This is a genomic window from Microbacterium sp. CPCC 204701 (assembly GCF_004010105.1).
Classification (GTDB): domain Bacteria; phylum Actinomycetota; class Actinomycetes; order Actinomycetales; family Microbacteriaceae; genus Microbacterium.
Window position 1 is genome coordinate 1 of sequence record NZ_RRYE01000055.1, and the last position, 12,196, is coordinate 12,196.

At 69.6% G+C, this 12,196-nt stretch carries 13 protein-coding genes and 1 pseudogene; 7 read left to right on the top strand and 7 right to left on the bottom strand.

All coding sequences use genetic code 11. From position 1 onward, the window contains the following. The coding region (locus EIO58_RS05820) for a LacI family DNA-binding transcriptional regulator (protein ID WP_164861544.1) at positions 1-684 on the bottom strand (684 nt) is incomplete at its 3' end. Then, positions 684-1,514, bottom strand: a complete 831-nt coding sequence (locus tag EIO58_RS05825) for an NAD-dependent epimerase/dehydratase family protein (RefSeq protein ID WP_127818717.1) — start codon at positions 1,512-1,514, stop codon at positions 684-686. The genes EIO58_RS05825 and EIO58_RS05820, both read right to left, overlap by 1 nt. An 89-nt stretch (positions 1,515-1,603) precedes the next feature. Between EIO58_RS05825 and EIO58_RS05830 the strand changes: the two genes are divergently transcribed. Then, positions 1,604-4,198, top strand: coding sequence for an alpha-L-rhamnosidase (locus tag EIO58_RS05830; RefSeq protein ID WP_127818718.1), 2,595 nt, complete (start codon positions 1,604-1,606; stop codon positions 4,196-4,198). Positions 4,199-4,233: 35 nt separating this feature from the next. Here the strand turns inward: EIO58_RS05830 and EIO58_RS05835 are convergent, their stop codons facing one another. Further along, positions 4,234-4,647, bottom strand: coding sequence for an NUDIX hydrolase (locus EIO58_RS05835; RefSeq protein WP_127818719.1), 414 nt, complete (start codon positions 4,645-4,647; stop codon positions 4,234-4,236). A 49-nt stretch (positions 4,648-4,696) separates the two neighbouring features. On the opposite strand from EIO58_RS05835, the gene EIO58_RS05840 reads away from it, so the two are divergent. Further along, positions 4,697-6,178, top strand: coding sequence for an SDR family oxidoreductase (locus tag EIO58_RS05840; RefSeq protein WP_205789152.1), 1,482 nt, complete (start codon positions 4,697-4,699; stop codon positions 6,176-6,178). Next, positions 6,172-6,399 carry a putative acetyltransferase gene (locus EIO58_RS05845; protein WP_127818720.1) on the top strand — a complete coding sequence of 76 codons (228 nt, stop codon included), beginning with the start codon at positions 6,172-6,174 and terminating at the stop codon, positions 6,397-6,399. The genes EIO58_RS05840 and EIO58_RS05845 overlap by 7 nt, the downstream gene beginning before the upstream one ends. A gap of 125 nt (positions 6,400-6,524) precedes the next feature. On the opposite strand, the gene EIO58_RS05850 is transcribed toward EIO58_RS05845, so the two are convergent. Together EIO58_RS05850 and EIO58_RS05855 are read right to left on the bottom strand one after the other, a co-directional pair. Then, entirely contained in the window at positions 6,525-7,166 is a 642-nt protein-coding gene (locus EIO58_RS05850) for a nitroreductase family protein (RefSeq protein WP_127818721.1), read from the bottom strand. Between the two features lie 488 nt (positions 7,167-7,654). After that, the gene (locus EIO58_RS05855) at positions 7,655-7,891 is read right to left on the bottom strand and encodes a hypothetical protein (protein WP_127818722.1); all 237 of its coding nucleotides are present in this window, start codon (positions 7,889-7,891) and stop codon (positions 7,655-7,657) included. 154 nt (positions 7,892-8,045) lie between these two features. Between EIO58_RS05855 and EIO58_RS05860 the strand changes: the two genes are divergently transcribed. Next, on the top strand, positions 8,046-9,044 hold the full coding sequence (locus EIO58_RS05860) for a hypothetical protein (protein WP_127818723.1): 999 nt from the start codon (positions 8,046-8,048) through the stop codon (positions 9,042-9,044). A 114-nt stretch (positions 9,045-9,158) separates the two neighbouring features. Here the strand turns inward: EIO58_RS05860 and EIO58_RS05865 are convergent, their stop codons facing one another. Together EIO58_RS05865 and EIO58_RS05870 are read right to left on the bottom strand one after the other, a co-directional pair. After that, positions 9,159-9,566, bottom strand: a complete 408-nt coding sequence (locus EIO58_RS05865) for a hypothetical protein (protein ID WP_127818724.1) — start codon at positions 9,564-9,566, stop codon at positions 9,159-9,161. Then, positions 9,563-10,306 (bottom strand): CDP-alcohol phosphatidyltransferase family protein, encoded by a 744-nt coding sequence (locus EIO58_RS05870; protein WP_127818725.1) that lies wholly within the window; start codon positions 10,304-10,306, stop codon positions 9,563-9,565. The genes EIO58_RS05865 and EIO58_RS05870 overlap by 4 nt, the downstream gene beginning before the upstream one ends. 86 nt (positions 10,307-10,392) lie before the next feature. On the opposite strand from EIO58_RS05870, the gene EIO58_RS05875 reads away from it, so the two are divergent. From EIO58_RS05875 to EIO58_RS05885, 3 genes and pseudogenes are all read left to right on the top strand, one after another. Further along, a complete protein-coding gene (locus EIO58_RS05875; RefSeq protein WP_127818726.1) occupies positions 10,393-11,370 on the top strand; it encodes a zinc-dependent alcohol dehydrogenase in 978 nt (325 codons plus the stop codon). Continuing rightward, complete coding sequence (locus EIO58_RS05880; protein WP_127818727.1) at positions 11,367-11,762, top strand: 6-pyruvoyl trahydropterin synthase family protein; 396 nt, start codon at positions 11,367-11,369, stop codon at positions 11,760-11,762. Before EIO58_RS05875 ends, EIO58_RS05880 begins: the two co-directional genes overlap by 4 nt. Continuing rightward, positions 11,759-12,196 (top strand): annotated as a pseudogene (locus EIO58_RS05885) (glycosyltransferase family 4 protein); the annotation flags it as partial. The gene EIO58_RS05880 and the pseudogene EIO58_RS05885, both read left to right, overlap by 4 nt.

Below are 12,196 nucleotides of genomic sequence, written 5' to 3' on the forward strand. Positions count from 1 at the left end.
CGCGAGCTCGGCGCCGACGGCGCGGCCGGCGGCGATCGACCGCTCCTCGACCTCGATCACCTCGAGCTCGGAAACCGCCTCGCGTGCGCCCGCCAGGCGGTCGGCCACCTGCTGCACGGGCAGCGGGCCGCCGACGAACGCGAGGCGGCGGCATCCGTTCTCGATCAGGTGTCGTGCGGCCTGCCGGCCGCCCGAGACGTCGTCGATCGAGACCGACGGCTGCTCGGCTCGGCACGCACGACGCCCGACCAGCACCGAGGGCGTGCCGCGGTCGCGCATCGCGGCGAGGCGGTCTTCGATCGGCGCGAACGAGGCGACCAGGAGCCCGCGCACCTGACGCTGCTCGAACGCCTCGAGGTAGGCGTTCTCGCGGTCGTGGTCGCCGTGCGAGTGCGCGAAGAACACGGTCGTGCCGAGCCGTTCGGCGCGACGCTCGACCTCTTCGGCGATCTCGCTGAAGTGCGGGTTGCTGACGTCGGGCGACAGGTAGCCGATCAGCGTGCTGACGCCCAGGCGCAGCTGGCGGCCGGCGATGCTCGGCACGAACCCCAGCTCGTCGATGGCCTCGGCGATGCGCCGCGCCCGCTCGGCCGAGACGCGGTCGGGGTGGTTCAGGTACGCCGACACCGTGCCGACGGCGACTCCCGCGCGTTCGGCGACCTGGCGGATGCCCGGGCGCGACATCAGCGCCAGTCGTGCTGGGCGGTGAACCCGAGGCGCTCGCGGATCTTGCGCGTCGACATGAGCGACTCGTACTCGCCGAGGTCGTCGGCGATCGGCGTGGCGGGGAACCAGCGCTCGGCGACCTCGCGCGACGGCGCTGCAACACCCGACTCCGGCGCGGCGACGTTGTACACCTCGAACCCCGGCTGGGCGCCCGCGAGGGCCAGCGCCACCGCCTGCGCGCCGTCGCGCGCGTCGATCCACGACCCGATCAGGTCGCGGCGGTAGTTCGGCTCACTCGCGCGCTCGAACGTGACGTACTCGTCGGCACCGACGACGTTGGTGAACCGGAGCGCCGTGATCGACGTCTCGGCGTTCCAGCGCACGAGCTGGGCGGCGATGGCCTCCTCGGCCACCTTGCCGAGCCCGTAGGTGTTGTTGGCGCTCGTGTACGTCTCGTCGACCGGGAGCGCGGGGGGCGCCTCGTCGAACGGGAAGCCCATCGCGGTGATGCTCGAGGCGAGCACGATCGTGCGGATGCCGGCGCGGTGGGCGGCGAACAGCGCGTTGAACGACACGGTGACGTTGTTGTGGAAGGTCGCGGCATCCGGAACCAGTCCGTTCACCGGGATCGCCGCCAGGTGCACCAGCGCGTCGAGCCCGTCGTGCCGCGCAGTGACCGAGAGGAACGCGTCGAGGGTCTGCCCGAAGTCGGTGAGGTCGACCCGCGTGAAGCCGATGCCCGGCGTGCCGGCGAGGTCGAACCCGATCACCTCGTGACCGTCGGCTCGCAGTCGCTCGACCGTCGCGCGGCCGAGCTTGCCACCGCTTCCTGTGACGCCGATCCTCATGTCGCCTCTCCTTCGCAGCCGGCGCTTCCTCTGCCCGGCGGTCGTCGCCTAAGCTTAGTTGAAACGTTTCGAAATCTGAAGGAGATTCCATGTCCGTCGTCGTCGACGCACCTCGGGTCGAGCACCACCGTGAACCCCTGGGGATCGGCGAGCGGATGCCGCGGCTGTCGTGGATCGTGAGTTCGGCGCCATCGGACTGGAGGCAGACCGCCTACCGCGTCGACGTCGAACGCGACAGCGCGACGGAGTCCTTCGAGATCGAAAGCGGCGAGCAGGTGCTGGTCGCCTGGCCCGCCGCACCGCTCGGCTCGCGCGACGTCGCCACCGTGCGGATCGCGGTGCGAGGCGCCGACGGCGCGTGGTCGGCGGCATCCGCCCCCACCACTCTCGAGGCGGGACTGCTCGAGCCCTCGGACTGGATCGCGCGGCCCGTCGGGGCGATGCGCAACGAGAATCCGCAGTCCGACGAGCGCCGCCCGTCGCTCGTGCGTGGCGAGTTCGAGGCGCGTGCGGATCTCGTGCGGGCGCGGCTGTACGCCACGGCGCACGGGCTGTACGAGGCCGTGCTCAACGGCGAGCGCATCGGCGACGACACGCTCTCGCCGGGATGGACGGTGTACGGCACGCGCCTGCGCTACTACACCTATGACGTCACCGGCTTCGTGCGACCGGGCGCCAACGCCATCGGCGCCTGGCTCGGCGACGGCTGGTACCGCGGCCGATTGGGCTGGCGCGGCGGTTTCCGCAACCTCTACGGCACCGACCAGTCTTTCCTCGGCCAGCTCGAACTGACCTACGCCGACGGCACGCGCGAGGTCGTCGCGACCGACCACTCGTGGCGCACCGCGGCGAGCCCGATCCTGCACAGCGGCATCTACGACGGCGAGGACTACGACGCGCGCCAGGAGCAGCCGGGCTGGTCGACCCCGGGCTTCGACGACGCCGGATGGGAGATCGCCCAGGAGCGCCACCGCGATCCCGCGACCCTCGTGGCGCCCACCGCTCCGCCGGTGCGCTGCACCGAGGAGGTGCGGCCCGTCGAGGTGCTCACCGGGCCGAGCGGCTCGCGCATCCTCGACTTCGGGCAGAACCTCGTCGGCCGCGTGCGCCTCCGGGTCTCGGGCGAAGCGGGTGCGACGGTGACGCTCCGCACCGCAGAAGTGATGCAGGACGGCGAGATCTACACGCGCCCGCTGCGCACCGCGCGGTCTGCCGACAACTACACGCTCGCCGGGCGCGAAATCGAGGAGTGGGAGCCGCGCTTCACCTTCCACGGCTTCCGCTACGTCGAGGTGTCGGGCTGGCCGGGCGACCTCGACGCCGATGTCGCCGCGGGCGCTCTGGTCGCTCGGGTGTATCACACGGATCTGGAGCGCACCGGGTGGTTCGAGTCGTCCGATCCCGCGCTCAACCGCCTGCATCAGAACGTGCTGTGGGGCATGCGCGGCAACTTCGTCGACATCCCCACCGACTGCCCGCAGCGCGACGAGCGCGTGGGCTGGACCGGCGACATCCAGGTGTTCGGCCCCACCGCCGCGACGCTGTACGACGTCTCGGGCATGCTGTCGGGGTGGCTGCGCGACGTCGAGAACGAGCAGCTGCCCGACGGCACCGTGCCCTGGTACGTGCCGGTCATCCCGGCCGACAAGATGTGGACGCCGCTGCGCCCGGGTGCCGCGTGGGGCGACGTCGCGACCCTGCTGCCGTGGACGCTGTACGAGCGGTTCGGCGACACCGGAGTGCTGCGGGCCCAGTTCGACAGCGCGCGGCGCTGGGTCGACCTGATCGAGCGCATCGCGGGACCCTCACGCCTGTGGAACTCCGGGTTCCAACTGGGCGACTGGCTCGACCCGGCAGCTCCGCCGAACGACCCCGCCGATGCCCGCACCGACCGCTACCTCGTCGCGACGGCGTACTTCGCGAAGTCCGCACGCACCGTGGCGCGCATGGCGGAGGTGCTGGGTCTCGGGGCCGAGGCTGCGCGGTATGACACCCTCGCCGATGAGGTCGCCTCCGCGTTCGCAGCCGAGTACGTGAGCGACGACGGCACCATGACCAGTGACGCGCAGACCGCGTACGCCCTCGCCCTGCAGTTCGACCTCCTCACCGATCCGAGGATGCGGGATGCCGCGGCATCCCGTCTCGCGCAGCTCGTGCACGAGGCTGGCAACCGCATCGCGACCGGGTTCGTGGGCACGCCGCTCGTGTCGGACGCGCTGAGCGCGAACGGCCATGTCTCGACGGCGTACGACCTGCTGCTGGAGCGCGAGTGCCCGTCGTGGCTCTATCAGGTGGAACAGGGCGCGACCACGGTGTGGGAGCGCTGGGACTCGCTGCTGCCCGACGGCACCGTGAACCCGGGGCAGATGACCTCGTTCAACCACTACGCCCTCGGGGCAGTGGCCGACTGGATGCACCGCGTGATAGCGGGGCTCGCGCCGGCCTCACCGGGGTATCGGAAGATTCGGTTCGCGCCTCGGCCGGGTGGTGGGCTGACCTCGGCGTCGGCGCGGCAGCTCACGCCGTATGGCGAGGCCGCGATCGCATGGCGGATCGAGGGCGCGGAGCTGCGGGTCGAGGTGAGGGTGCCGGTGGGTTCCGAGGCGGTGCTGGATCTCGTCGGGGCCGGCGAGGAGACGGTGGCCAGCGGCCTCCATTCGCGCACGGTGCCGTTGGCGGGCTGAGCCGACTCGCCCCCCGGTTGAGGAGCGGGGGGGAGTCAGGGGAGGAAGTTCTCTCGCGCCAGCGGCGCGACTTCCAGTTGCGCGGCTTCCGCTCGCGCGACCCAGCGCAGCTCCTCGATCTCCGCCGCGATCACCGGCAGCTGATCCCCGATATCGGCCTCGAAGACGTCCGCCACCACCACGAATCCGGGCTCGTTGGCTGCCGCCGCGGTGAACGATCCGAGCGGGCGCAGGTCCGCAGCATCCACCGACAATCCCAGCTCTTCATACAGCTCGCGGCTCAACGTCTCGGCCGGGGTCTCGTTGGGCTCCGGCTTGCCACCGGGCTGCATGAATGCCGTTGTGCCGGTCTTGCGCACCAGCAACAGCTCGTCGCGGTCGTTCACGATGACCGCGGCAGACACACGGATGGTGCGCGCGCGAGCCGGCGCCGGGTTCGAGGTGCTCACGGAAGCACGCTAACAGGAAGGGTCTAAGCCGCCCGGCGTAGAATCACGTGTGCTTCCCGACTCCCCCGCGCCCTCCGCTCTGCCGCCGAGCGGCATCGACCCGGACGATCTGGCGACCACCTTGCGGGTGCTCGGCAGCATGGCCGGTGTCGACGAGACGCACCCCGACTACGTCGCCGTCCGTCGTGCAACCGCCGCGATGTTCAAGGCCGTGAAGAAGGAGCGGCGTCGCGAGATCCGCGAGGCGATCGCCGCCGCCGACCGCGCGGTCGTCGCGTCCACGGCCACCGGCGCGCCCGACCGCATCGACGACGAAACGCGGGGCATCCCCATCTCGAGCTCGACGACCGCTCCAACCGCGGGAACCCTGCTCAAGCCGCGCGCCTGCTACATCTGCAAGCAGCCCTACACGGTGGTCGACGCGTTCTACCACCAGCTCTGCCCCACCTGCGCGGCGATGAGCCATGCGAAGCGCGGTGCACGCACCGACCTCACGGGCAGGCGCGCGCTCCTCACCGGCGGCCGCGCGAAGATCGGCATGTACATCGCGCTCCGGCTGCTGCGCGACGGCGCGCACACGACGATCACCACCCGCTTCCCGCGCGATGCGGTGCGCCGCTTCAGCAGCCTGGCCGACGCGCCGGAGTGGATCGACCGCCTCAAGGTCGTCGGCATCGACCTGCGCGATCCGGCGCAGGTGATCGGATTGGCGGAGGATGTCGCGGCCGCCGGCCCGCTCGACATCCTCATCAACAACGCGACGCAGACCGTGCGCCGCTCGCCCGGCGCGTATCAGCCGCTCGTCGACGCGGAACTGGCGCCGTTGCCGTCTGGCCCACTCCCCGAGCTCGTCACGTTCGGCCACACCAACGACCGTCATCCGCAGGCACTAGAACGCTCCGTTGCCGCGCACCCGATCCTCGCGGCAGCCGCCGCACGCGCCGACGAACTCACCGAGCAGGCGATGGCCGCGGGTTCGAGCTCACTCGAGCGCCTCGCCGCAGGTACGGCGATCGACGCCGGCGGGCTCATCCCCGATCTCGACCACACGAACTCGTGGGTGCAGAGCGTCGACGATATCGATCCGCTCGAGATGCTTGAGGTGCAGCTCGCGAACACCACTGCGCCGTTCCTGCTCGTCTCGAAGCTGCGCAGGTCGCTTGCCGCGAGCCCGGCGCGGCGCACCTACGTGGTGAACGTGAGCGCGATGGAGGGTGTGTTCAATCGCGGCTACAAGGGTCCGGGGCATCCTCATACCAACATGGCCAAGGCGGCCGTCAACATGCTGACGCGCACGAGCGCGCGCGAGCTGTTCGAAACCGACCGCATCCTCATGACCAGCGTCGACACTGGCTGGATCACGGACGAGCGCCCGCACCCGACCAAGGTGCGGCTCGCCGAGGAAGGCTTCCACGCCCCGCTGGACCTGGTCGACGGCGCGGCTCGCGTCTACGACCCGATCGTGCGCGGCGAGGCCGGCGAGGACCTGTTCGGCATCTTCCTCAAGGATTACTCCCCGGGCCAATGGTGAACCTGCCCGAGCCCGGTCACCGCGTGGTCGTGCGCTACCTGCTGCCGACCGGGCAGGCGACCGACGCTCTCGGTGAGCTTCTGAGCACGGATGCTGAGACCGTCACGGTCTACGGCAAGCGCGGCGTCGAGCGCATTCCTCGTGACGCGATCATCGCTGCGAAGGAGGTCCCTCCCCCGCCCGCCCCTCGCCCTCGACGTAACCCACCGTCCCCGACGTGAACCTCGCGGCCGGTCGTTGAGCGACCGCGATGCGTGCGGTGCGCGTAAAGGGCGGTCGATACGTGCGTGCAAGACCGCACCATCTGGTAGCCCGTCGGCGCGCTCCCGGATCGACGCCGTGACCGTCACCAGGCGTCGATATGCAGGACGTCGTCGAGCGGCGCACGGTGCGCGGGACGGAAGTCCGTCCCCACGGTGTATGCGACGGGCAGCAGCACGCCCTGACGCACGGTCGGTGGGATGCCGAGGAGTTCTGCGATCTCGCGCTCGTACGCGAGATGCAGAGTCGTCCACGCGCTGCCGAGGCCGCGTGCCCGCAGCGCGAGCTGCAGGCTCCAGGCGGCAGGGAGAAGCGACCCCCACAGACCCGCCTGGCTTCCCGGCGCGAAGTCCTCGGAGCCCGTGAAGATCGCGCCGATCACGAGAACGGGGACGTCCTTCATGTGCTCGGCCAGGTGATCGGCGCTCGACGAAACCCGCTGCTGCACTGCCTGGCGCGTCGGGTCGGCGTAGGTTCGGCCTCCGGACGCTCGATAGCGGGCAAATGATCGGGCATACAGCGCGGCGATCGCCGCGCGCTTCTCCGGATCGGTGACGACGATCCAGTGCCATGTCTGAGCGTTGCTGCCAGTCGGCGCCTGGAGCGCGACCTCGAGCGCCTCTCGGACGGCATCGATCGGCACAGGCCGATTGAGGTCGAGCCGTCGCCGCACGGAGCGGGTCGTCGTCAGCAGCTCGTCGGGGCTCAACGGGAGTACGTCGCTCATAGCTCGACGCTACCGGGCGGCCGCGATCGCCGCCTCGCTAGCCACCGTCGAGCGGCGACCTTCGCTACGGTCGACTGCGTGGACAATCGGGAAGTCGGACTGAACGAGTCGGGATGGCTCGCCTCAGCTCGCGACTTCATCCCCGTATCCCACCGCGACCTGGTCTCTTTCATGCCGGCTGCGTCTCGGGCTCGTCGGCGTCAACATGGCGACGGGGACGCTCGCCGGCCACACCATCCAGGAGCAGACGCGGCAGGCATTCGTGAACTGCGAGGCGAACTTGAAGTCGGCTGGGAGCGCGTCGGCGCAGCAGCTCCTCGCTCACGCCGCGCAGGGCGCACGATTGGTTGTTAGGTGAAAAAAACCCTCGGCGTAGACCTTGGTCCAACGCGCGCGGAAGCCATCCAGCGTGCCGTGATCAAACACGGGTGTACCCGAACGAGCATGTCGACTATGACGGGCCGGAACTCACGAACACAGCGTTGCGCTCATTCCTCGAAGCCGGTGAGGGTGTACGCGAATACCTCGAACACCTCGCCATCGGCCTCATAGGTCGCCGCGAGGCTGGAACGGTCTTCATTGAAGACGCGGTCACCGATGACCAGCAGGTCGACGTCACTCGTCGCTGTACCCGCCGGGCCCGCTGATCGGCTCAGGCGAAGTTGCGGGGCGCCCAGACGCATCCACCACTTGCGCCAGCACCCTCGTAGTGCCAATGTCGCCATCAACGAGCACCTGGGGGTTGCAATGTCCGGCTCCGTGAGTATGCCCACTAAAGGCACCGTGGTCGACGCGATAATTCCGCGATCAGGCCACGAGGTTCCAGGTCCACATGAACACGAGAGTCCCCCTTGGCAGCGCGTCGGGCCGGGCCGCCCAATGACGATCACGATCGAAGACGTCTGGATCGGAAACTCAATCGAAGGCAGGCGCGACGTCCTGGTGACGTCCTCCGTGAAGGACCCGCGGGACATCCCCTCCGGCACCCAGGCTCTCAACTGGTACCGCGATGATGTCGAACCGAGGGAGTTTCTCAAGAAGAGCGCAAACCTGCCGGGGACGAAGCTCGCCTACTACTCGCCTGGCGTGACTGCGCGGGAACTCCTCATCACCGTCTCGATCGCGGGAGATCATCAGTTCGAGCCCGCGGTAGCGAAGAAGTGGGTCGAAGCTGCCGCCAGCGTGGCCGGACTGCCAGCGTTCCTCGGTGGCGGACCGCAAGGGCAAGCCATCGTGCGCGCGGCAGGGAGCGGATTGAATCTCGCCATCGATCTGGTCGACAGATGGCTCGACCTTCCCCCCAGCGACCTCACGTGGGAGATGAACATCAACTCGATCGGGGAGGAGAACTTCACGGGCGGTTGGGTTCTTCTCACGCCCGATACGCAGAAGGTCGTCGTCGACAACGGGGGCTGGTTCCGCCGCCCGGAGGTTGCAGAGGTTGAACTCGAAGTCGACGGCAACGACTACATCGTCAGCAGTCAGGGCAAGCTCGTAGACAGAAGGACCGGCGAAGCAGCCAAGGAGACTTGGCCCTACGTGCTGCTGAAGATCGACGGGACACCAGATGACATCCTGAAGAAGTGGCGGCCCATGAAGCTTGCGGCAGACCTCATGGACCGGTTCTTTCACGCCGATAGCGGCCCGCTCGACACGGATGTAGTACGGGCGCTCCAGTCCTTCAGCGACTTGGCGGTCGTCAATCGGGTGTCGGAAATCGATAGGGAACTGACGGCACTCAGGAAGAACAAGAAGAACAAGCGCGGCGCCGAGCTGGAGACTCTCAACGCTAAGCAGGCTGCGCTCGAAGACGCTCGTGCTGGCGCTATAGAGGGGATCCAGGACGCCGACTTGAAAGATCTCTACGGCTCCGCTTGAAGCCTCTCTGTGCTCCGGCTCTAGATTCCCCGCAGATGCGCCGGCGATCACGGCTACCGATGATACGAGCGCGTCAGGTGCCTGCCCACCGCGGACGGACTCCTCTCCGGTTCGTCAGTCGCGCGGCCTGCGCAAGACCATGACCGTCGTCGCCGCGAGCACCACCACCCCGATCGACTCGACGATCACGGTCTCGGGCACCAGCGTGAAGTCCCAGTCCGTGTGGATGCCGAACAGCCCGACGGTCAGCGCCAGCAGAAGCGACCCCAGCGTGGCGATGAGGAACAGCAGGCTCACCACCGCCGCGGCCTGCAGCATCCGTCCCCGCAACGCCACCATCGCAATCGCCAAGACCAGGCCGCCGACCGCGTTCAGGATGAACATCACCCCGAGGATGCCCCCGACCCCGTTGAGGGCGAGGTAAAGGTGGATGCCTCCCGCCGCCAGCAGGAAAGCGGCGCTGACTATGCGTAGCACCCACAGCACCCGCTGACGGGTCTGCGGCGTTGTTGTCTGGGTCATCGGACCACTCCATTCATTCTTCTGTGACCCGCCGCGACGCGGGTCGCCGGGCGAGGTCGGTGAGAGACGAGCCACAGCACGTCCCGCCCGAACGACTCCAACAGCAGCGCGAGGGCGATCAGCACCGCGGCCATCGACGCCCCCGCGGGCAGCAGCCCGCTGGCAACCGCCGTCAGCGCGACGCCCGCGACCGCCGTCGTCACCTTGCGCCAGTACCGAGGCGGCAGGGTCGCGCGCATCCACGGCAGGAACCATCCCGCGACGACGAACCCGTACCGCAGCAGACCGATCGTGAGCACCCACCACCCGAGCGCGGGCGCGACGTACACGCTCAGCACGAGGAGGAGGAAGGCATCCACCTCCATGTCGAACTGCGCCCCGAGCGCGCTCTCCGAGTGCGTGCGGCGCGCGAGCCATCCGTCGATCGCGTCCAGCGCCAGAGCGATGCTCGCCAGCACGACCAGCAACGGCACCGACACGGGTGAGACGAAGGATGCCGCGACCAGTGCGGTGACGAGTGCCACGAGTGTCGAACGCGTCGCGGTGGCCCAGTTCGCCCACCCGAAGACGATCATCGTCCGGCGGTGCACCCCCCTGGCGAGCAGTCCGTTCGACACGCCAAGGTAGAGGAGTCCGGCGGTCCATCCGACCGCGGAGAGCGGTGAGAACAGGTCGATCGCCCAGAGGCCCAGCAGCCCCGCCGCGATCGACGAGAGCGGAGCGAGATGAACTTTCGGCATGCTGACCTCCGTTCCTCCGTCATGGATACCACTGGGAACACGTTTCGGCAGTGGGTCTCGGTTCAATCGATCGGGGCTTTCCGCCGATGATGGCCACGGCGTACTGGATCGACGCCCCCACGCGGGGATCGCTCCGAGGCGAGGCGGTGCCGAGCGCCGGGGCGGGCGAGGTGCTGGTGCGCACGCTGTACACCGGCATCAGCCGGGGCACCGAGTCGCTCGTCTTCCGCGGCGAAGTACCCGCCGGCGAGCGCGAGCGCATGCGGGCGCCGTTCCAGGCGGGCGACTTCCCTGGTCCGGTCAAATACGGATACCTCAACGTCGGCGTGGTCGAAGAGGGCCCGGCCGACCTCGTCGGGCGCACCGTGTTCGCCCTGTATCCGCACCAGTCCGCCTTCGTCGTGCCCTCAGCGGCCGTCGCGGTCGTGCCCGACGACGTCCCGGCACGCAGGGCGGTGCTCGCGGGATCCGTCGAGACGGCGGTGAACATCCTGTGGGATGCCGCGCCCCTGGTCGGCGACCGTGTCACGGTGGTCGGCGCCGGGATGATCGGGTGCGCGGTCGCGCGCCTGGCTCGCGGCATCCCGGGGGTCGAGGTGGCGATCGTCGACATCGACCCGGCGAAGGCGGAGGTGTGCGAGCGGCTCGGCGTCGCGTACGCCCGGCCCGCCGAGGCGCCGCAGGATCGCGACCTGGTGATCGACACCAGCGGGTCGGACGCAGGCCTGCAGCTGGCCATCGACACCGCCGCCGTCGAGGGCGAGATCATCGAGGCCAGCTGGTTCGGCGATCGCGCGGCGAGCGTGCGGCTCGGGGGCGCCTTCCACTCCCGGCGCCTCACGATCCGCTCGAGCCAGGTGGGGATGCTCGCGCCTCGCCGGCGCGGCACCCGCACGACGAACGACCGCCTCGGGCTCGCGCTGCGGCTGCTGCGCGACCCCGCGTTCGACCACCTGCTCACCGGCGAATCGTCCTGGCGCGACCTGCCCGATGTCATGGCCGCGATCGCGACGGGGTCGCTCCCGGGCCTGTGCCACACGATCGACTGGAAGGACTCCGGATGACCTACGCGCTCACCGTCCGCGACCACATGATGATCGCCCACAGCTTCACGGGCGAGACGTTCGGACCCGCCCAGCGCCTGCACGGCGCCACCTACGTCGTGGACGCCACCTTCCGCGCGGGCGCTCTGGACGCCGACGGCGTGGTGATCGACATCGGGCGCGCGTCGGACGCGCTGCACGGCATCCTGTCGACGCTCTCGTACCGAAACCTCGACGACGAACCGGAGTTCGCCGGCGTCAACACGACGACCGAGCGCCTCTGCAGCGTCATCGCGGAACGCCTCGTCGAGGCGGTGCGCACGGGCGGGCTCGGCAGCGGCAACCTCACGGGGATCGAAGTGACGCTGCACGAGTCGCACGTCGCATGGGCGTCGTTCTCGGTGACGCTGTGAGCGCGCTCGCGCGGGTCGTCTGGTTCGTCGTTCCCGACGGGTTCGACGACCCGGATCGCGTGAGCGGCGGCAACGTGTACGACGAGCGCGTGAGCGCCGAGCTGCGCACGCTCGGGTGGGACGTGCGCACCGTCGAGGTCGCCGCCACCGACCCGGACCCGCTCGAGCCGATCCCCGACGGGAGCCTCGTACTGGTCGACGGCCTGATCGCGATCGGCGCGCCCTCAGCGATCGAGGCGGCCTCGGGCCGACTGCGCATCGTCGTGCTCGCGCATATGCTCGCCGAGGCGTTCCCCGACGCCGACCCGCAGGCGGTCGCGGGCGAGCGGTGGGCTCTCCCCTGCGCGCATCGCGTCATCGCCGCGAGCGCGTGGCTGCGCGACGAGCTCGAGCGGCGCGGGCTCAGCACCCCCGGGCGGCTCGTGGTCGCGACG